The sequence below is a fragment of the Okeania sp. SIO2B3 genome (genome assembly GCF_010672525.1).
In the GTDB taxonomy this organism is placed as follows: Bacteria; Cyanobacteriota; Cyanobacteriia; order Cyanobacteriales; family Microcoleaceae; genus Okeania.
This window is the reverse complement of sequence record NZ_JAAHGH010000002.1, coordinates 208,894-231,159: the sequence shown is the minus strand read 5'-3', so window position 1 is coordinate 231,159 and position 22,266 is coordinate 208,894. Positions and strand designations below refer to the sequence as shown.

At 34.8% G+C, this 22,266-nt stretch carries 10 protein-coding genes, 1 tRNA gene and 1 pseudogene; 6 read left to right on the top strand and 6 right to left on the bottom strand.

Features of this window, described 5'->3' with window-relative positions:
• The first annotated feature begins 699 nt into the window (after positions 1 to 699).
• The 3 genes from F6K15_RS02150 (at position 700) to F6K15_RS02140 (ending at position 7,017) form a co-directional block, all read left to right on the top strand.
• A complete protein-coding gene (locus F6K15_RS02150) occupies positions 700 to 1,506 on the top strand; it encodes a TPM domain-containing protein (protein WP_293056518.1) in 807 nt (268 codons plus the stop codon).
• A gap of 860 nt (positions 1,507 to 2,366) precedes the next feature.
• Positions 2,367 to 2,795 carry a hypothetical protein gene (locus F6K15_RS02145; protein ID WP_293056515.1) on the top strand — a complete coding sequence of 143 codons (429 nt, stop codon included), beginning with the start codon at positions 2,367 to 2,369 and terminating at the stop codon, positions 2,793 to 2,795.
• A gap of 367 nt (positions 2,796 to 3,162) precedes the next feature.
• Entirely contained in the window at positions 3,163 to 7,017 is a 3,855-nt protein-coding gene (locus tag F6K15_RS02140; protein WP_293056513.1) for an ATP-binding protein, read from the top strand.
• A gap of 173 nt (positions 7,018 to 7,190) precedes the next feature.
• On the opposite strand, the gene F6K15_RS02135 is transcribed toward F6K15_RS02140, so the two are convergent.
• From F6K15_RS02135 to F6K15_RS02115, 6 genes and pseudogenes are all read right to left on the bottom strand, one after another.
• Positions 7,191 to 7,691: a hypothetical protein gene (locus F6K15_RS02135; protein WP_124145184.1), complete on the bottom strand. Its 501-nt coding sequence runs from the start codon at positions 7,689 to 7,691 to the stop codon at positions 7,191 to 7,193.
• 673 nt (positions 7,692 to 8,364) lie between these two features.
• A complete protein-coding gene (locus F6K15_RS38975) occupies positions 8,365 to 8,841 on the bottom strand; it encodes a CAAD domain-containing protein (RefSeq protein WP_375341039.1) in 477 nt (158 codons plus the stop codon).
• 1,026 nt (positions 8,842 to 9,867) lie between these two features.
• Positions 9,868 to 11,301 (bottom strand): annotated as a pseudogene (gene gltX, locus F6K15_RS38970) (glutamate--tRNA ligase); the annotation flags it as partial.
• 222 nt (positions 11,302 to 11,523) lie between these two features.
• Positions 11,524 to 11,597 (bottom strand) — tRNA-Asp (locus F6K15_RS02125).
• Between the two features lie 260 nt (positions 11,598 to 11,857).
• Complete coding sequence (locus F6K15_RS02120; protein WP_293056502.1) at positions 11,858 to 12,982, bottom strand: esterase-like activity of phytase family protein; 1,125 nt, start codon at positions 12,980 to 12,982, stop codon at positions 11,858 to 11,860.
• A gap of 638 nt (positions 12,983 to 13,620) precedes the next feature.
• A complete protein-coding gene (locus F6K15_RS02115) occupies positions 13,621 to 15,117 on the bottom strand; it encodes a TM0106 family RecB-like putative nuclease (protein WP_293056500.1) in 1,497 nt (498 codons plus the stop codon).
• A gap of 190 nt (positions 15,118 to 15,307) precedes the next feature.
• On the opposite strand from F6K15_RS02115, the gene F6K15_RS02110 reads away from it, so the two are divergent.
• The 3 genes from F6K15_RS02110 (at position 15,308) to F6K15_RS02100 (ending at position 22,102) form a co-directional block, all read left to right on the top strand.
• Positions 15,308 to 18,148 (top strand): response regulator, encoded by a 2,841-nt coding sequence (locus F6K15_RS02110; RefSeq protein WP_293056498.1) that lies wholly within the window; start codon positions 15,308 to 15,310, stop codon positions 18,146 to 18,148.
• A 330-nt stretch (positions 18,149 to 18,478) separates the two neighbouring features.
• A complete protein-coding gene (locus F6K15_RS02105) occupies positions 18,479 to 19,657 on the top strand; it encodes an aminotransferase class V-fold PLP-dependent enzyme (RefSeq protein WP_293056496.1) in 1,179 nt (392 codons plus the stop codon).
• A 2,007-nt stretch (positions 19,658 to 21,664) separates the two neighbouring features.
• Entirely contained in the window at positions 21,665 to 22,102 is a 438-nt protein-coding gene (locus F6K15_RS02100) for a hypothetical protein (protein ID WP_293056495.1), read from the top strand.
• Positions 22,103 to 22,266: the final 164 nt, after the last annotated feature.

Sequence of the window (22,266 nt, the reverse complement as noted above, 5' to 3'; positions counted from 1 at the left end):
TGATTTTTATACCGGGGATTTGAGCAACTCTACAAAAATATTTCCCCTTAAAAGGCTGGGTTTTAGACCCATATTATTTTATTGACATCCTCCCGACGCTGCTCTGCGAGACAGCGCACCGATTCCCATCCACCAATCAAACAGACTAAGCTGACTGAACGACTCAGGGCGGGTTGACACCTCACTGGAAAATGCTGGCAATGCCAGTAAACACGCTTCCTCTGTGTCCGTTTAACCTCTCCGTTAGCGCAGCTCCTCCGGAGGAGGCGTGCCCCTCGGCGACGGGACTTGAAAAAAACAATAGTAATCTCAACCTTGGTTTTTGGTTTAGTCCTCTATTTTAACAAATTATCTGTAAAACTGCAAGATTGATTGGTTTTTCCTCCGGAATGCGCTCGCATTCATCCCGATGTTCCCCTAATAGCTGCCGCTAGGCTCCGCCAACGGGAGAGCGCGGGTCTTCAACCAACGTTGAGATAAAAAATAAAAATAGTGATCTTTAATACATAATTATATTCTTATTTGTATTACCAATAGTCAATATTATTCAGTCAAAAGTTTCAAAAATATTAATATTTGCTCTACATTTTATACAAATGTAAGTTAAAGTAAATAAATGTAAAGAAATATGAGATTTTTCTGAACTTTTTTTAATACAAGCATTTACTGTCCACTTTTAAGTTTGAAACTAAAGATAAAATGAAAAAAAACTTTTTGAAAAATTTTTCTGTATTAATTACAGTAATTTTCGTGGCATTATCAATTTTTGCTCTAACTCCTGGAGTTGCCAATGCTTATGATAATCCTCAGTTACTTCCTGAAGAGCAAACACCAATTATTGACTTAGCAAGAAACTTAACAGACATTCAAGAAGATATACTAGCCAAAGATTTAGAGCAATTTGAAACTGAAACTGGTTGGAAACTGAGGGTTTTGACTCAATTTGACCGTACTCCTGGTAGAGCAGTTAAAGATTTTTGGGAACTTGATAATAGAAGTGTCTTATTAGTAGCTGACTCCCGTGGTGGTAATATTCTGAACTTTAATGTGGGTCGCGCTCTCTATGAATTTCTACCTCGGACATTTTGGGTGGAGTTACAAACTCGCTACGGTAATCAATTTTTTGTGCGAGACCAAGGTGAAGACCAATCTATTATCCAATCATTAGAATCTATCAAAACTTGTTTACGTCAAGGTGGTTGTAATGTTGTACCAGGTTTACCAAGGGAGCAATGGATTTTAACTTTAATTACATCAGCGCTTGGCGGAGTAATTTGTGGTTTTGCAGCTCAACCCCGGAAACCGGACCAAGCTTTTTCTTGGCAGTGGGCGTTAATATTTTCTCCATTGTGGGGAATTTTGTTCATTGCTTTCGGAATTGGCCCAGTAGTGACGAGAACTTCAGATTGGTTGCCATTGACTCGTAATGTAGCAGCTTTTCTGATTGGTGCTTTGGTTGCTTATTTGACTCCTTTTCTCAGTCAATCTTCTGCTTCTGAAACGTGAGAAGAAGGAAGAAGAAAGAAAGACTGAAATTGGAAAAAGTGGAAGGGATTTAAACCTCAACCAATTGTAAAAACCGCGAGTGATGATGGGTTATTAAACCCAAAAGAAAAGGATAAATTTATAAAATATAAGTGGAAAAAACTAAGAGTTAGGGATGTTTTATTTGTGTAGGTATCTCTAGCTCTTTTTTATTGTCTGAAGTGAGTAGGAGGAGGAAGGCTTTAGTTATCTAGGATAGAAGGTTTTAGTTATCTAGGACAGAAGAAAAAATTTTGTGTTGTCTGAGTTTTAAGCTTTTGATATTTCCGCGCCTTTTCCTTCGAGTGCTTATAGTTTTCAGCTACATTTATAGAGGCAAACTTTTCAAAATATTCTGGATAGTTCGTTATCGTATTATTCAGGAGAAAAGAGAAAGAAGAAAGGAAGAATAAGAGTGGGAATTATCTGGGGATATACCTACATTTTTTGTCTGTGTTGAATGGAAGTAGAGAGTGGGATAATTGTATAACCAGATTTCATATAAAATAGAGATAGGAGAGAAAGGCGATCGCTACTTTTAAGTTGAGGAAGAATAATTATTTTTATCTGTATTGCTAAAATAGAGAGAATAGAGAGAATAGAGAGAATAGAGAGAAGCGATCGCTACTTTCAAGTCGATGAAGAAGATATTTTTTTTATCTCTACAAAATTACTATTGAAAAAAATTAATCACACTTCAAAATAAACTCAAAGAATTAAGTAGTGGTGAGCTTCAAAAATTTGCTGATGTTTACCTTCAAAAAAAATTGAACAGGTCAAGTTGGTTAAATCATGAGGGTCTGCACCTGGAACTAAAAAAAAAATAAGAAAATGAACTCCAGTTGGCACTTGAGAGTAAAAATTTAATTCCTAAAATAGAGAGAGGCGATCGCTACTTTCAAGTCGATGAAGAAGATATTTTTTTTATCTCTATAAAATTACTATTGAAAAAATTAATCACACTTCAAAATAAACTCAAAGAATTAAGTAGTGGTGAGCTTCAAAAATTTGCTGATGTTTACCTTCATAAAAAAATTGAACAGGTTAAATCAATTAAATCATTAGGGTCTGTATCGGGAACTAAAAAAAATCAGAAAAGGAACTCCAGATATTACTTTTTGGCACTTGAGAGTAAAAATTTAATTGCTAAAATAGAGATAGGACAGAAAGGCGATCACTACTTTCAAGTTGAGGAAGAAGATATTATTTTTATCTCTATAAAATTACTATTGAAAAAATTAATGAAATTCAAAATAAACTCAAAGAATTAAGTGGTGGTGAGTTTCAAAAATTTGCTGATGTTTACCTTCATAAAAAAATTGAACAAGTTAAGTAAATTAAATCATTAGGGTCTGTATCGGGAACTAAAAAAAATCAGAAAAGGAACTCCAGATATTACTTTTTGGCACTTGAGAGTAAAAATTTAATTGCTAAAATAGAGATAGCACAGAAAGGCGATCGCTACTTTCAAGTTGAGGAAGAAGATATTATTTTTATCTCTATAAAATTACTATTGAAAAAATTAATGAAATTCAAAATAAACTCAAAGAATTAAGTGGTGGTGAGTTTCAAAAATTTGCTGATGTTTACCTTCATAAAAAAATTGAACAGGTTAAATCAATTAAATCATTAGGGTCTGTGTCAGGAGCTAACAAAACAAGAACAGGAACTCCAGATACTTTAATTATTCTGGAAAATGGAAAGTATATTTTGGCAGAATATACAACAGAGAAAAAAGGAGTCTGTGAAAAATTTAAGAAAGACCTCGGCAAATGTTTTGATGAGGAAAAAACTGGAATATCAATAACAGAAATAGAAAAGATTGTTTTATGCCATAATTCTACTCTGACTACAGAAGAAGAGAATTCTCTGAAAGAGAAATGTCACAAGCATAGAGTTGAACTTGATATATTTGATATTGACTCTATTTCTTTTGACCTTTATCAAAATTATCCTGGTATTGCTAAAGATTTTCTTGGAGTTGAGGTAGATACTGGTCAAATAGTTGATCTTGATGAGTTTATTACTACTTATAATAAAAGAAAATTTGTTGCTCCTCTAGATACAAAGTTTTGCTTTCGGGAAAATGAAATAAAGGAAATATTACAAGGACTTGAGGAAAATAATCTAGTTATAGTTTCTGGTAAAGCAGGAGTAGGTAAATCTCGACTTGTTTTAGAGTGTTGTAGGAAATTTTTAGAGAAATATTCTGAGTACAAAGTTAAGTGTATTTTTGATAAAGGAGTCGATATTTATGAGGATATCCGTGTTTATTTATCAGATGATGGAAGTTATCTAATTTTTTTAGATGATGCTAACCGGGTCAAAAATTTTGAGTATTTTATTCATCTTCTTTTTGATAAACGTGAAAATCAGCAAACTAAAATAATCGCTACGGTTCGTGACTATGCAGTTGAGCAAATTAAAGAAGTAGCGCGTTCTTATGATAATAATTTAGAGCTAGTAAAAATTGACTCATTAACAGATAAGCAAATTGAGCAAATAGTTAAAGAAGAATACAAAATTCAGAATCAATTATATATAGAAAGAATTGTTGATATAGCTCAAGGTAATCCTCGTCTGGCAATAATGACTGCTTTGGTAGTAGAGCGAGAAAAAACCATTGAAAGTATCAGCAATGTATCTGATATTTACGATATATATTATTCTTCAATTAGACAAGATATTACAGATTTTAGGGATAGAAGTTTATTGGAAGTTGCTGGTATTGTTGCCTTTTTTCAAGTAGTAGATAAGTCTAACGATGAAATGATGGAAAGGATTCAAACAGCATTCAAAATTGACAGGGAAATTTTCTGGGAAGCAGTTCGTAAATTATATGAATTTGAGTTAGTAGATATGTATGAAGATGAGATTGCCAGAATATCTGACCAGGTTCTAGCTACATATCTGTTTTATCTTACTTTTTTCAAGGAGAAATTGTGGAAATTTTCCGTTCTCTTAGATAATTTCTTTCCTCAGTTTCAATATAATTTTGTTGATGCTCTTAATCCTGTTTTAAATGCTTTTGATAGTGGGAAGATTATCAAAATACTTAGTCCAGATGTAGACAGAGTTTGGAAAATTTATGAGGAGGCAAAAGAGGAGAAGAGTTTAATTCAACTGATGAAACTTTTTTGGTTTTTTAAACAGACAGAAATTCTCATATATGCTAAAAATTGTATTGACCAGATGGAAGTCGAATCAGTAGATATTTCAACTTTAGATATTCCGTCTAATTCTAATATTGACATTCCACCATATTCTATTCTCGACTTACTTAGTTTATCGAGTAATTTTGACGAACAAAATTTTCAGATTGCTATAGATTTGCTGTTTGAATATCTGACAAAAAAACCACAGGAACTATTACAGGTGTTTCGCCTTCTTATTGAGGTGTTTGGATTTGAATATGATTCCTACATAACAAAATTTATTAGTCAGTCTATAGTCATTGACAAGCTACTGGAAAAAGTAAATCAAGGAAAAAACAAATTATTTGTCAAACTATTTTTTGGTGTAGCGGAAAAATATCTCAAACTTGAATTTAATACTTCTAAGCTTAAAAATAAAAGAGAGTTTTTATTGCGTCAATTTCCCCCACTACCTACACCAGAATTACTTAATTTGAGACAGAAAATTTGGCAGGGAGTATTTCAGCTTTATCAGATAGATATTTTTGAGAAAGAGGTAATCAATATAATTCATCAATATAGCAAATCATATTCTAATTTTCCTGTCGGTGAAATTATTAAGCAGGATACTCTAGAAGTGCTTGACTTTATTGCAAATCAGTTAAATCCTAAAGATTATTCTCATTGTCTTATAGTTCAGAAATATTTGGATTTTCTAGAGTCTCGTCAAATTGAATTTAATAATGAACTAAGAGAACGATTTGTCAATGAAACTTATGAGCTGTCTAGGATACTTTTAGCTGATAGAAATAAGGGAAAAAACTTAAACTTAGACTGGAAAGAATATGATAAATTTAAGCAAAATCAAATCAAAGAATATTTTGCCAATTACGATTTTAAGGATTATCAGGATTTCTTTGCTAAATGCCATGAGATCAAAGCTGTAACAGAACTGAAAAACAATTACGATTTTCAATCTCCTACTTATAAAGTACCTGAATTTCCTAGTCATAAAGTAGTAGAAGTATTTATTTTTATTGCCTGCAAAAAATCAGAGCTTTATTTAGATGTGCTGAAAGATTATCTCAAACGTGCCGATCCTTTTCAAATTAATAACTTTCCATTTCCATTAGTTCAGAAGTTAATAGAAATTTCTGGAGTTGAAAAAGCTTTTGAATTGCTCAATCAATTTGATTTTGCTTCAAAAAGAAAATGGTTATTTGGATTTTACAACTTACTACCTGAAGATAAAATTACATCCGATTATTTGGAGAAACTCTATAACTTATATAGGGAAAGCAAACTTAGTGAAATGCCACAAGATTTTGACTTTCTTCTTAAATATCGTCACATAGATAAAAATGTAGTTGCTCAGGTAACAGAAATTATTCTGAGTAAGATTAATGAAGAGATAGATAATTTTATTCCTTTTAAGTGTTTGTTTAATCCTTTTACTAAAGCAAATCAGCTTTCAATTGAACTGTTCAATCTATTTGCTAAGGTGACAGAAATTATGGTAAGTAAGATTAATGAAGAGATAAATTATTCCGATATTTTTACGTCTTTATTTAATCCTTACACTAAAGCAAATCAGCTTTTAATTCAGCTATTCACAGAAAAACTTGATGTCCTAAAAGAAATATATTTCTTAAGTCAAAAAATTCCGAGGTATTCATCTAATTTTGAAGACATATTTACTCGCATTCTTGCTGCTGACCAAAATTTTATAATTGAATATATTGACTGGGTATACGATGAGGAAAGAAAGTTCTCAAACTTCCAAGATGACCTAAACTATACATTTCTTTGGCAATCTGAAAATTATCAGGAATTAATCACTCTAGTAGTTGAGCATATTTATCAGAAAGAAAAAGAATTATCTAACTCTGGATTTAGTAATACTATCCTCGAAAGAATATTTTTTTTGGAAGTAACAGAAGAAGAGAAAGTTGTTTTTGAGGATAGACAAAATCAACTGCTAAAAAGTCTGATTAAAAATAGATATACAGATATTGATTTGATGCAATTATTGTTTAGCGTAACTACAACATTTCCCTACGAAAGACGTTATCAATTTATCGATCTATTTTGTCAGAACAATCAAAATTTTCAGGATTTTAAGAAACTTCCCCTAGAACCTTATGTTAAGAATGATAAGGAAATTTCCTCAGAAGATTATATTTTGAGTAGCTCTAAGAATATTGAAGCAACACATAAAATCATAGAATATCTTGAATCATTACAACCAATTTTTAATACAATAGACCTTCTGCAACACAAAGAATATGTAGAAAAAGAAATTAAGTATTTTAAGAAGTGGATTGAAGATGAAAAAAAGCGTAATTTTATAGAAGACTAATATCATATTCCCCCTCCGGGGGAGCTACGCTAACGGACGGGTCAATTATAAATAAAATTTCAGAACTGACAGTACCAAATAAATACTGAAATTATCTTTACTTTTGTTCTTTTCGCTGAACCAAGAATTATTCTTAAAATGAAAATCTCCATAACTTCACCCCAGGGAATATATCAATCTTCTTCTTTAGTAATTTTAATAACATAGGGATAATATTTATTTCTTTGATAAGAACCTACCCATATTTCATAAGTACCTGAAAACCATTGACCCATAATTCCAGGATTTTTTCCTTCAAAGTCATCGTTACACCAACTACCCCCAGGACCTCTAATTACTAAAGTTGTATCTTCACTACTTTTAACTTCAAGTTTTAGGGATTGAAAAAAACCATTTAAAATTAATCTATGATCTGGTTTTCGATCGATAAAACCTACGCAAGGTCCAGTTACCGTATCATTTCTACCTGTTGTCTCTTTTGCAGATACAGGACCTCCACTTAATCCTCTAATAATCATTCGGTTTTGAGGAGATTTTGGATATAGATTTACATCTTCAAATATAGGTGTCAATTGTAAATCTTGGGATAAAACAGGACTGATTTTCTGTATCCCAGCTAATGAAAATAATACTACTAAAAATAATATTGTTTTTCTTCGTTTATTTTTATTCATTTAGAGTCCTGTTTTAGGATAAAGAGATTCAAAATAATGTAAGCATTCAGTAGTCAGCTATCAGCTAGCCTCTTATCGGAGGAACTTCGTTAACAGCTATCAGCTTTATTAATTTTAGTGGAGAATTTAAGCTTGCTGTTCTTGTGTTTCAATTCTTTGTTTAAAAATGTCGCAGAAGTTAAGCAAATGCTTGCTTCATTTATTAAAAAGCTGTTTGCGTAGCATGACCTAGGAAGAGCTGACCGCTAATAGCTGTTTGCGCAGCATTCCGCAGGAAATGCTTACAAAATAATTATTGCTCTGCTGATTAAATCTCAAAGCATTGATTGATATTAGCTCAAACTATTTTGGGGTTGAAAAAAGTGCCAAATTTTCAGCCCAAAACCCTAAAAAAGTTAGCATAAAAGGCAGAATAATTGCATAAAAATCAAGGAACAAATATCTATGAATACCTCCTATTTAAATTCTATTCTCCCTTCCTCCTAACTACTCTCTACTCCCCCACTCCCTTTTTCCCCTCCTGGGAGGGGTTAGAGGTGGGTCCCCTACTCCTTAAACAAGACTCTTTCAGCAAACCCTAATTATTGGGGGAATTTGAAACAAACATTTTTCTGGTTTACTTCGATTTTTAATTTCCCCCATGTTGTTTTCAGTATCTAAAGTTATTAGAAGTTTAAGATTTTTTACCAACAATATCTGCTTTGATATCTTCAATTTTATCTAATAATTCTTGCCGATTAGATTTCCGCAGCAAATAACGGTAAACAAACCATACTGAATATCCCATACCTATCAATTCAAAGCTAATTGATAAAGTAGTAATTCCTTCTAAAGCTTCTAGGAAACCAAGAATTAACCTGAAGGTTAATATGATTAAGATCAGCGAACCAATTACTTTAAGCTGACGTTGATATTTTTGATAGAATTGACTAATGTAATCAGGAAAGTAAGCAAAAGTATCGATCAATTTTTCTTTAATCTTTTGTAGTCGATCGCTCTCTACGGTTTCATTAGTTGTTGTTTCTACAGATGGTTGGTCATCTAAGGTTGAAGTTTCAACTTGAGCAGAAGTTTTTTGTTCTTCGGTTTGCGGTTTCGTAGTAAGAGTTGTTTCTTTTGATGTTTGTTTGTCTACAGCAGGTTTGACCACTTTAGTTTCCCCTGTTGGAGTTGTTGGAACTGTAGGTGTTGCTGTTGCTTGCTTTTCTACAGCAGGTTTTACCCCTTTAGTTTCCCCTGTTGGAGTTGTTGGAACTGTAGGTGTTGCTGTTGCTTGCTTTTCTACAGCAGGTTTTACCCCTTTAGTTTCCCCTGTTGGAGTTGTTGGAACTGTAGGTGTTGCTGTTGCTTGCTTTTCTACAGCAGGTTTTACCCCTTTAGTTTCCCCTGTTGGAGTTGTTGCTTGTGCTTTATCTGTAGTTGGTTTAACACTTTGAGACTTATCTACAGGAGTCGTAGGTTGTGTCTGTTTCTCTACAGCAGGTTTTACCCCTTTAGTTTCCCCAGTTGGAGTTGTTGCTTGTGCTTTATCTGTAGTTGGTTTAACACTTTGAGACTTATCTACAGGAGTCGTAGGTTGTGTCTGTTTCTCTACAGCAGGTTTTACCCCTTTAGTTTCCCCTGTTGGAGTTGTTGCTTGTGCTTTATCTATAGTTGGTTTAACACTTTGAGACTTATCTACAGGAGTCGTAGGTTGTGTCTGTTTCTCTACAGCAGGTTTTACCCCTTTAGTTTCCCCAGTTGGAGTTGTTGCTTGTGCTTTATCTATAGTTGGTTTAACACTTTTAGACTTATCTACAGGAGTCGTAGGTTGTGTCTGTTTCTCTACAGCAGGTTTTACCCCTTTAGTTTCCCCAGTTGGAGTTGTTGCTTGTGCTTTATCTATAGTTGGTTTAACACTTTTAGATTCACTTGTAGGAGTTGTAGGTTGTTTCTTTTTCTCTACAGTCGGTTCAACAACTTTAGATTTTCCCGTAGGAGTAGTTGTTTGTGTTTTATCTGTAGTTGGTTTAACACTTTGAGACTCACCAGCAAGAGTAATTGATGCTTTTATTTTCTGAGCTTGTTGTTTTGGTGGAACAGACGTTTTTGAAGTTGCTGTTTTTATTTCAGCAAACCCTTTATTACTACTATTAGCAGGAGTCTTTACTTTTTTACTTTCTTCAACCTTCTGACCTATAGCTTTTTTGAAGCGTAATATATCAAAACCCCTTTGATGTAGGAGTAACCATGACTGAATTAAATCTGGTCCTTGCATTGCACCAGTTAAAGACGCCCTTAGAGAGCGCATAACAATACCTTTCTTAACACCAATTTCCTGAGTCACCCCTTTAATAATTTTTTGTGCATCACCCACTCGCAGAGGTGCATCAGTATCCATCGCCTCAATAATAGCATTAATAGATTTTACAGCATCTTCTTTCTGCATTTGTTCAGTGGCTTCTGCATCCAGTTCTACAGTGGGGGAGAAGAATAACTTACTCATTTCTACTGCATCTGTGAGACGAGTCAAGCTAGGTCCAATCAATGCGGCCAATTGTTCTAACCAAGGCCGATCGCTCTGTGGGTCTAGTTCATATCCTGCTTTTTGCCATACGGAAATTAATCTATCAGTCAGTTGTCCTACTGGTAAATTATGTAAATATTGACTATTTATCCAATCCAACTTACCCCAGTCAAACTTAGCCCCTGCTTTATTCACTCTCTCAAAAGTGAACTGTTGAGCTGCTTCTGTCAGGGTAAATATTTCTTGGGTTGAGTCTGAAGGTGTCCACCCAAGCAAACACATATAATTTGCTAGTGCTTCCGGGATAAAACCTAATTCCTTAAAATCAGAAATTGAAGTTACTCCATCCCGTTTTGACAGTTTGCGTCCTTCTTGATTAAGAATTAGAGGTGTATGAGCAAATTCTGGTACTTTTCCCTCTAGGGCTTCATAAAGTAATATTTGTTTAGCTGTATTGGCGATATGGTCTTCACCACGAATTACATGGGTAATTTCCATATCCATATCATCTACTACCACTGCCATATTGTAGAGGGGTTGTCCTACTGTCTTTCCACTAGCGGCACGAGAGATGACCATATCTCCACCCAAGTCGCTGCCTTTCCAGGTTACTGTCCCTCTTACCTGGTCTTTCCAGGTAATTATTTGGTCATTGTCAATTTTAAACCGAATTACTGGCTGTCTTCCTTCTGCTTCAAAAGCTGCTTGTTGTTTAGGTGTAAGGTCACGGTGGCGGTTGTCATAGCGGGGTGCTTCTTTTCTCGCTTTCTGAGCTTCCCGCATTTCCTCTAGTTCTGCTGCGGTACAATAGCAGCGATACGCTAATCCTTTGTCTAGTAACTTTTGAGTGGCTGTTTGATATAATTCTAACCGTTGAGACTGGTAGGATGGCCCTTCATCCCATTCTAATCCTAACCAGGTCAACCCCTCCATAATATTTTCTGTATATTCTGGACGCGATCGCTCTATATCTGTATCTTCTATTCTGAGGATAAATTTTCCTTTCTGGTTTCGGGCAAATAACCAGTTAAATACAGCTGTTCTGGCTGTACCGATATGTAAGTTTCCTGTTGGACTTGGGGCCAGACGAACTCTAACACTCATATCAATTTCTATTTTGTTTTTTTGTTTTTAGATTTTTTCTGTCCATTCTGGTTCAATTTGAGAAAATGTTTATCTTACCAGATTTACCAGAATGATATTAAAATCTACAATTTCGATACTTATTTGATTCCCTACTTTTATCATAAAGTATGGAGTTTCACCAAACAGTAGTTACTGTTCGTATTATGTTCAGTATATTCTGAGGTTTAAGTTGTTTCTTTACGGGACTGACGGGATTCGAACCCGCAACTTCCGCCGTGACAGGGCGGTGCTCTAACCAGTTGAACTACAGTCCCTTGTTTTTTTAGCCTTTTACAATTATGTAGTTTTTCTTTTGATTTGTCAAGCTTTTCTCTAAATTTTTTTTCTCTGTGTTTTTCTAAGAGCTGAAACCTAAGACTAGAGTAAGGTTTAGATACTTACCTTTTTACGGCATTATTTAGGTCAGATATTTAGGGATCAAACAGAAATCTACGGACTACTGAATAGTCAAAGTGGTAGTCTACCCTAAATTAACTATGGCACTATAGTTTTTATTCCACCTACTGACTGCTGACTAAAGATTAGTGCTAAAAATCAGAATCTGAGTAATTTGTAGAGGGTTAAAATTATTATCGCTAATTAGGATGAGCGATCGCTGACCGTCTGTCAAGTCTGGGCCAAAAGTTATACCTTCAATATTGTCTAAGACTATTTCTAGAGTGCTGAAATCTAAGAGTAATTTTTTTTGCACTGGAGAAATCTCAGTAATTTGATTATTTAAGCCATCAATTTTTTGAATATTATCTGCATCTGATAAATCTATTTGGAAAAGTTTAATTACATTTCCTGTTCCTAGGGAAAAAGACCTTTCTAAACTTAAAAGATGAGTATCATCTAACGCGATTAAATCTACTAAACCATTGGTACTAAAACCACCTACATTATTAGAATTAGTAGCAATAGGTTCTGTGATGTATAGAAATTCTGTTTCTGGCTGACCTTTAGCTAAATCATACCGTATAATTCGACAGTAGCTACCCAGACTAAAAGTGGCTTCTGCACCATCTTGAACTAAAGCATTTTCTGTAGCGGTGAAGAGATATTTTTGACTTGGAGTAATAGTTAAACTTTCAAGTGCTAGATTATTTCTAATTCCACTGTTTGATTGTATGAGAAATTTTTCAGGGATTGGCAAATTTTGTAGTTGTTTACCTGTGAGAGAAAATTCTCTAATAAATGGTTGTATTTGACGTTTTCTATCTCCTTCAGAAGAAATAAATAAAGTCTCTCCTGTAAAAGCAATTCCTTCTGAGTCAATACTCAAAGTGGGAAATGGTTTACCTGTTTCATTTAATAAAGTTGTGACATCTGTAAAAGTTACTGTTTCCTCTGAAATTTCATCTTGCTCTAGGTCAATTTTTAGAGTATAAAATCTAGCTGGTGCTTTGCTACTACGGTCATCAGAAATTGTGTAATAAATTTGTTTTTCTGGATTGTAAGTTATGGCAGAAAGCCCACCAGCTTCTGTATTTTTAAATTCTAATCTTGTGGGAAAGTTTACCTCTCCTAAAAAAGTGATTTTAGGAAGAGTTGCTTGAGTCACTGAATTAATTATTCTGCCTGTAATTACAGCAATAATCAAACAAGTAATTAAGGTTAAAATTAGGTATTTATAAGTTCTATGTTTAAAGATATTCATATATTCTGATAGGGAACAGGGAATAGGGAATAGGGAAAAGAGATTCGTAGCAAAAATTTATCAAAGTGGTAGGATTTTCTATTGATATTGATATAGATAACATAATACTTTCTCACCTTCTTTTTTCTTAATGATGAATAAAGGGAACAGGGAACACCGGAGCTAGGAAAAGAGATTTGTAGCAAACATCTCTCAAACTGATATTATTTACTATTGATATAAATAACACGATCTTTTTTCACTTTATTTTTTCTTGATTATGAATAATTTATTCTTACTTATTTGCCTCTTTGTTAACTTCTTCTGTATTTTTTATTGCTTATTACTTTTTCCTTATTCTAAAATATTGAATAACTGCTTCTTACCGAAAAATTGTGGGTATGCGCCTCCCCTTTTAAGGGGATAATAAATAAAAATTTTCATGATTAGTCAATCCTCTTCTTTTCAAGGAGAGGTAATTATTCATTATTCATTATTCATTATTCATTATTGACTCTTTCCTTGTTAGCTTCTTCCTTATTCCTTCTTGCTTCTTACTCCTTCCTTATTAGCTTCTTGTATCTTCTTTCTTGCTTATTACTTTTTCCTTGTTAACTTCTTCCTTCTTCCTTCTTCCTTCTTCCTTCTTCCTTCTTAACTTATTCTAAAAATTGTAATAGCCATTCTTTAATATAATAAGTAGCATAACAATCATCTTCATTGTAAATAATAATGGCATCTAATAAAGAGCGATCGCCTGTTTTCAACCATTCTGCATACCAACAAACAGATTGAGCGCCATTAGCTTCGGGGTTCCGCCATTCAAAACCTAACCAACGAGCAATATTTTTGAGGGAATAACTTTCTACAGGTAATATAATAGTTTGAGTAACAATTTGATGAATATCTACAAATCTTTTTAACAATGGTTTCCACAGATAATCTGGAGTGTTATAAAGTTTAGCTAATTTTTTTACAGTTTGAGTTTCATATTCACAGAAGTGATAAATTGGAGCGATAGGATATTTCCAAACTAAGTCTAAAAATTGATACCAAATCAATTCTTCATCTAAAGGATTTTCGGCTAAATGAACATAAAATTTTTTTGTATTTTGGCGTTTATCAACTACTAATACACCATGTAAATAATCTAGATTAATGTCTGGTTGAGCTTCAATATCAAAGTATATTTCTACAGGAGCATTAACTAGCTTAGTTGATTTGTAATAATTAACAGGTAAAGTTTCACTATCTATTTCTTCAGCAAATTTTTCATTTCTCAGAATCACTTTATTTTCCCATACAGATTGAGCTTGTCGCACAACTTGTATCCCGACTCCATCAGCAAATTCAGGATAAACTTCTAAATCATTAGGGTTAGTTTTACTCAAAGACTCTAAAGTTGTTAAATTCAAGCTCTTCAACACAGCATATCTATTAGAAGTAACTCCCGGTAAAAGACATAAATGTTTTTGAGTTTCAGCAACAGCATGACAGCTACTATACCAGGTACAAAGATTACATTTTTGACGGGAAATAAAGACTTCTGGTTCTAGAGAATTTTGCAACATATAAATTAACTCAGAAATAGTTTCCTGCATTTGCTCAATTCGCTTTTCTAAATTAACCTTATATAACCCTTTCTTTCGGAGAATCAACCAAGCAGTTTCCGGCCAAACTTCTTGAATACTTGCTAATATTTGAGCGTGAAAAGTAGCAACTATTTGATATTCTAATTTCGGACGTTTGCTTAACTTAATATCTGTGGGAATATAAACCCAATCACCAAATCTAGAATATCCAGGCTGTTTAATCAATAAATCTGGATAGCTAACAAAATTAATAGTCTGATTTTGTGAGAATGAGTTGATTGAAGATTGTTGAATAATTAATATTCCCTTATAAATAACATCAATACCTGCTGCCATTAATGCTTCCGTAGCCTTTCCCCCTGCAATTAAATCTCCACGAAGATAATCAGGCTTTTGATAAATGTAATTCTTGATAATGCTCGACCTAAATTCCGAACTATCTTTAATTAATTTCAGCAAAAAATCACTAGGAGAATCTTGTTGCGTAAAATCTCCATAGGTATCCAAAAATACTTTTCTAGGACAACGTTGATAAGAAAGTAGCTGAGAATCAGTTATAAACATTAATTATTTAGTTAGTGAGTCAGACACTTTGCTGTAGTCAAAAGTCCAAAGTGGCATAACTATATACATATATATATAGTCTAGTCCATTTATTGAATTGAGATAAAATCTAGATATAAAGACCCAGTGTTTTTCATCATCAAACAGTGAAGTATAGAGAAAATTCTCTATAACAATAACTATAAAAAAAATGTCAAAAAAACTACGCAAGCCATATCCAACTCATCGCCTGACAGTACTTTATATTGTCGGACTTAGCGTAATTGCCGGATTATTTATATTTGAACAATTTTTAGTAGAAACATCCCTAAAATATCAGCTTACAAGTTCTCGTGTAATTAACATCGCAGGTCGTCAACGAATGTTGAGTCAAAGACTTAGCAAAGTAGCATTAGCTATCCAGTCTAGCTCTGACTCAGAAGTCAGAAAAAAACGTCAACAGGAACTAGAAGATGTTATCGATATATTCCAACACTCCCATGAGGGACTACAAAAAGGTGATTCAGACTTAGGATTACCCAGTAATAATAATAGTCCCAAAGTCAAACAAATGTTTGCGGAGATGGAAGAATATTATCAGGCAATAGTTAAAGCTGCTCAGGGTTTGCTAGTAATCATCAACTCACAGTCAGCACAGGAAGATACTAGCCCTTTTGTAGAAACCATTTTAGAAAATGAGGCCCTTTTTCTCCCACGGATGAATCAAATTGTCTTCCAATATGATGCCGAAGCCCAACAAAAGGTTCAGCAAACCAGGCGAGTCGAAAATTTATTATTAACAGTTGCTATATTACTACTAATATCAGAGGGACTATTTGTATTTAGACCCGCAGTCAACCAACTTCAAGTTTATCTAGAAGAGAAGGCCAAATCTCAAGAACAAACATCCAAAATAGCAGCAGAATTAGAACAAAAAAATCAGGAATTAGATGCGGCCTTAAAGGAAGCTCAATCTATAGCCAAGCTGAAATCAGAATTTATGGCCAACATGAGTCACGAAATACGTACCCCAATGAATGGAGTAATTGGGATGACTGGTTTGCTGCTAGATACTAATCTCAATCCCCAACAACGAAACTTTGTGGAAATTATTCGTAGTAGTGGAGATAACTTGTTAATCATTATTAATGATATTCTCGACTTCTCAAAAATTGATGCCGATAAGTTAGAGTTAGAAAACCAAGCTTTTGACCTCCGAGAATGTGTAGAATCTTGTCTAGATTTGCTAGTGCCTCAAGCTACAGATAAAGCGTTAGACTTAGCCTACATTATAGACGATCATACTCCCTGTAGAATTATGGGTGATGTGACTCGGTTGCGTCAAATTCTGGTAAATTTAGTCAGTAATGCTGTTAAATTTACCAACTCTGGAGAAGTAGTAATAAATGTTACTGCCGAAGAAATTAACTCAAACAATTCTCAATCTCCCACCCACCAAATCCATTTTGCTGTCAGAGATACTGGTATTGGTATTGCACCAGAAGGTTTAAAGCGACTTTTTCAACCTTTTTCTCAAGTAGATTCTTCAACTACTCGTAAATACGGGGGTACAGGTTTAGGCTTAGTTATAAGTAAGAAACTATGTGAAATGATGGGTGGGCAAATATGGGCAGAAAGCAGGGGAAATGTGGCCGGAAATCCCTTGGGGGTGAATCAAAATAATTTTGCTTCTGCAAATGCTGTTGCTGTGGGTTCAACATTTCACTTTACAATCTTAACTACAACTGCTCCTAGCATTCCTAAAGTTTATCAAAATCCTCAGCCTCAACTTAATGGTAAACGAATATTAGTAGTTGATGATAATCCTACTAATCGGCTAATTCTAAAAATACAAAATAAAAAGTGGAATATAATTTCTACAGAAGTAGATAGTGGTGCAAAAGCTTTAGAGTTGCTGAAGAAAGGTAGAAAGTTCGATCTGGCTATTTTAGATATGCAAATGCCGGAAATAGATGGTCTAACTTTAGCCGCTGAAATTCGTAAGCTTCCTCGACTAAAAACACTGCCATTAGTTATGTTAACTTCAGTAGGTTGTCCCAAAGGTGATACAAGAAATTTACAAGCTTGTCTAAATAAACCGATTAAGCCAGATCAGTTATATAACTTACTGATGCAGATTTTTGCTAATCAGGCAGTCAAGGTTAAAAATTCAGCTGAGATCAAAATTGATAGCAACCTGGCGCTCAGACTACCTTTAAGAATTTTACTAGCTGAAGATAATGTAGTGAATCAAAAAGTTGCATTGTCGATGTTAGGACGAATGGGTTATCGCCCTGATGTGGTTAGTGATGGATTGGAAGCTTTGATGGCTTTAGAGAGAGTACCCTATGATTTGGTGTTGATGGATGTGCAAATGCCAGAAATGGATGGTTTGGAAGCAACAAAACATATTTGTGACAAATATGGCAATGAGTTAAACAACAGACCTGTGATTGTGGCCATGACTGCAGGAGCGATGGAGGGCGACCGCGAAATTTGTCTACAAACGGGTATGGATGATTATATTAGTAAGCCAGTTAAGGTTGAAGACCTACAGGAAGTTCTGGAAAGTTGGGGAGAAACAATCATAGGTCAAAAAACTCCTACTACACAACTGCAACAGGTAGAAAAAGCTCCCTCTCCACCATCTCCTAAACCAAAGGTAGAGAGGGTTTCTAGTTCTCCTTCTGTGATGGTGGAAGTTATTGAACATATTCGCCAAGAAGTACAGATAGAGGGGGAAGCTGATATAGTAACGGAACTGATTGATTTGTTTTTTGAAGATACTTTACAGCAGTTACTAGCTATTAAAGAGGCGATCGATAATTCTGCCACAGAAGCACTAAGAGAAAGCGCTCATGCTTTGAAAGGTAGTTGTGGCAATTTAGGAGTAGTGCGCTTGGCTGAAATCTCTGCAACTTTAGAGCAAAAAGCTAAAGCTGATACCATAACAAAAGCAGAAGCAGAATCTCTTTTAACTCAATTGGAAAATGAGTTTGTTATTGCTAAGTCTATTTTAAAAGAATTACAAGTGCCGCTACCCGGAAGTTAAAAGTCAAAAGTTCAAAGTCAAAAGTATTGATTGGTAAGGCTTTTAGGATTTTGTAACTGGCTAGTTATTTCTGCCATCCTGCACAAGTTTAAATGGTGTTGCTGAAGCTTGTGTATGATATTAATCTTAATACTTTAGGAGTCAGAACTCAGAACTCAGAACTCAGGAGGGAATAAATCAGAAGAAAGAAAAGAGTAGTAGAAGAGAAAGTTTTTTGTTCGCGCTCTTATCCGGACATGATATCATACCTCTTTTCACCAACGCCGTTTAAATAAAAATTTATGGTATAATTCCTAAGCACTAAATTATTAGATAATCTGCAATATTGTTATGAATCATCATCCTTCTCAATTATCAAATTATCAACAAAAATTTCCGGCTTTAGCTAATAAAATTTATTTTAATTATGGTGGGCAAGGACCGATGCCTGAAGTATCTTTACAGGCGATTTATCAGTCTTATCAAGAATTACAAAATATCGGACCTTTTTCAGGAAAAGCTGGAATTTGGGTAGAAAAACAAGTAGCCTCAGTCCGGAGAGCGATCGCTGCTGAGTTAGGAGTTTCTCCAGATACTATTACTTTGACAGAAGATGTTACTGTCGGTTGTAATATTCCACTTTGGGGTATTGATTGGCAAGCAGGAGACCATATATTACTTTCTGACTGCGAACATCCAGGAGTTATTGCTACAATTGAGGAGATTCAAAGACGTTTTAATATAGAGGTTTCTACTTGCCCGATTATGGCTACTTTAAATGAAGGAGACCCGGTAGAAGTTATTGCTAATAATTTACGCTCAAATACTAAATTATTAGTAATTAGCCATATATTGTGGAATACAGGTCAGGTTTTGCCATTAACTGAAATTGTTAAAATGTGTCACACCTTCTCTCCTTCTCCAGTTAAAGTATTAGTTGATGCTGCTCAATCTGTAGGGGTTTTACCTTTAAAATTAGCCGAAACAGAAGTTGATTTTTATGCTTTTACTGGTCATAAATGGTGGTGTGGTCCTGGTGGTTTGGGGGGACTTTATGTCAGTGCTGAAGCTAGGGAAAATTTAAACCCTACTTTTATTGGATGGCGGAGTATTATTAAAGATAAAAGTGGTAAACCAATTGCTTGGCAACCTAATGGTAAACGTTACGAAATTGCGACTTCTGCTTATCCTTTATCTCCGGCTTTAAATGAGGCGATCGCTCTACATAATCAGTGGGGAACTGCTGAAGAAAGGTATGAAAAAATAAAAGAATTAAGTGCATATTTATGGGAAAATTTAAAGAAAATTCCTGAGATTAATTGTTTGCGAACTGCACCACCAGAAGCAGGATTAGTTTCTTTTCAGTTAACTAATGGTAAGTCTCATCAGCAGTTAGTTGAATATCTAGAAAAACAGGAAATTATGGTACGAACTATTCTCGATCCAGATTGTGTAAGAGCTTGTGTTCATTATTTTACTCAAGAAGCAGAAATTGATAAATTAGTTGCAGAAATTAAAGCTTTTGGGTAACTGCGAACTGAGGAGAAAGTAGGGGAGTGGGGGAGTAGGGGAGTAGGGGAGCGGGGGAGTAGTAAACATATAGCAACCACCTGGTTGGTGTTTGACAATTAATGCGAGCATCTTGCTCGCGTTATAAATTATAATAATTACCGAATAATTAACAGGACTTACGCAAAGACACTGTGTATAGAGTCCAGTAACTATTGGACAATAGTTATGAGTACTATATATAGCGTATCTGCGTAAGTCCTAATTAATAATTAATAATGGCTTTGTTGCATGAAAGTATATAGCTGCCGCACTTGCTTGTGCATATCTACTTCATAATGCGCGGAAACTTCTGTAACTATTGGACAATAGATAAATAGGGTTTGCTGATGGAAAGTCTTTTTGCTCTTTGTAGGAGACAGCTATACTGGAGACAACCCACCCCTTACCCCTCCCAGGAGGGGAGAAATGGGAATGAGCGAAGAGGTAGGAGCTAAGTTTTGCCCCAAGATTGTTCTGCCCAACTCTTGCCTAAAATACTGACTTTCTGAGCGTGAAGAGCTGAAAACCAGGTACTGCAATTCGACCCTAAAAAGGCGCTTGTCTTTAATATATCAATGCTTTTAGATTTAATCAGCAAGCCCTAAATATAACTTCAATGTTTGAGGTAAAAAAAACTGAAACTTTTACCTGTAAAAGCTTTGAGGTTTTATCGGTAGAGCAATAACTATTGGACAATAGTAAATAGAACATCAATTAGAGCCAAATAGAGCGATCGCTTTGTGTGGGGAGTAATAACTATTGGACAATAGTAAATATAACATCAATAGTCGCCCAACATAGCGATCGCTTTGTGTGGGGAGTAATAACTATTGGACAATAGTAAATATAACATCAATAGTCGCCCAACATAGCGATCGCTTTGTGTGGGGAGTAATAACTATTGGACAATAGTAAATATAACATCAATAGTCGCCCAACATAGCGATCGCTTTGTGTGGGGAGTAATAACTATTGGACAATAGTAAATATAACATCAATAGTCGCCCAACATAACGATCGCTTTGTGTGGGGAGTAATAACTATTGGACAATAGTAAATATAACATCAATAGTCGCCCAACATAGCGATCGCTTTGTGTGGGGAGTAATAACTATTGGACAATAGTAAAATTAACATCAAGCCATCCCTTTCATAGAGCGATCGCTTGCCAGTGCAGAGTAATAACTATTGGACAATAGTAAAATTAACATCAATTAGAGCCAAATAGAGCGATCGCTTTGTGTGGGGAGTAATAACTATTGGACAATAGTAAAATTAACATCAATTAGAGCCAAACACAGCGATCGCTTTGTGTGGGGAGTAATAACTATTGGACAATAGTAAAATTAACATCAATTAGAGCCAAATAGAGTGATCGCTTTGTGTGGGGAGTAATAACTATTGGACAATAGTAAAATTAACATCAATTAGAGCCAAATAGAGCGATCGCTTTGTGTGGGGAGTAATAACTATTGGACAATAGTAAAATTAACATCAATTAGAGCCAAATAGAGCGATATAGTTGCGGAATAGATGTTAAGAACGCTACTTTAGGGAAGAGGGTAATTAACAGCTTGACATAATCATAGATTATCTACTATAAATTTAGCGATGGCGGTCAGTTTGCTCCGCAACGCTAACGCGTTTCGCGCTAGCGTTGCGAAGCAAACGACCGTGACAGTCTGTGGACTGGATAACGCCGACCTTGCCAGGTAGAAACAGGAATAGAACAGGCTATCTATAGATAATCATAGATTTATATAGATAATCGTAGGTTTCTAAGAACGGGGAAAGACTATTGAGCAAGAAAAAAACCTAAATTTCTTGTAGATATTCATCAATTATCCGGACATGATATAACTTAATCAGGACTTATACCACCTGTAGGGGTTAACGGCGGTTAACCCCTACAGGTGGTGGCTCTGTGTAAGTTCTGTTAATATATAATTTAAAATCAAATTTACTTCTGGTTATGGGTGAGAGACTATGAGATTTATATTAGGGATAATCGCGGTTCTAACTATTTGGGTAATGCCAGCAAAAGCACAGATATCAAATACTCAAGTTCAGGCATTAGTTGAAGCACTCCGACTAGCGGCACCGCAAACAGGAACAGAAAATGATGGATTGTATAGCGACTGGCAAATTAAGCCAGATAATATTCCCAGGTGGTCGAGACTTTGCACTGGAGAGGAAATGACTGTAAAAGAGTTTGAAGCAAATACAACAAAAGCAAGGGAAATTTTGGGATGTGTAATGGAAGATATTTTGAAAGAGCAATATGCTGCTAGTGGTAATGATGAGTCGTTAGCAGTACGTCGAGCAGCAGCATGGTGGATGGCAGGAGATCCGAATCAATATAATCAAGGTGAGATTGGTAGCTATACTGAGAAGGTTTTAGGTTTCTATCAAAAACAGAAATAATGTAAGCATTTCCTAGGTCATGCTGCGCAAACAGCTATTAGCTGTCAGCTAGCCTCCTCCGGAGGAACTGCGGACTTCAGCAACAAGACTCTCTCATATAGAACAGTGTTTAAATTAACAACTGGCTTTAAAAGGACAAGGGAGCCAACTTTTGTAGTAAGACA

Excerpts from the sequence above, each read along its gene's own strand:
- F6K15_RS02105 (WP_293056496.1), top strand. The coding sequence starts at position 18,479 with ATGAATCATCATCCTTCTCAATTATCAAATTATCAACAAAAATTTCCG.
- F6K15_RS02110 (WP_293056498.1), top strand. The coding sequence starts at position 15,308 with ATGTCAAAAAAACTACGCAAGCCATATCCAACTCATCGCCTGACAGTA.
- F6K15_RS02115 (WP_293056500.1), bottom strand. The coding sequence starts at position 15,117 with ATGTTTATAACTGATTCTCAGCTACTTTCTTATCAACGTTGTCCTAGA.
- F6K15_RS02100 (WP_293056495.1), top strand. The coding sequence starts at position 21,665 with ATGAGATTTATATTAGGGATAATCGCGGTTCTAACTATTTGGGTAATG.
- F6K15_RS02135 (WP_124145184.1), bottom strand. The coding sequence starts at position 7,691 with ATGAATAAAAATAAACGAAGAAAAACAATATTATTTTTAGTAGTATTA.
- F6K15_RS02150 (WP_293056518.1), top strand. The coding sequence starts at position 700 with ATGAAAAAAAACTTTTTGAAAAATTTTTCTGTATTAATTACAGTAATT.
- F6K15_RS02120 (WP_293056502.1), bottom strand. The coding sequence starts at position 12,982 with ATGAATATCTTTAAACATAGAACTTATAAATACCTAATTTTAACCTTA.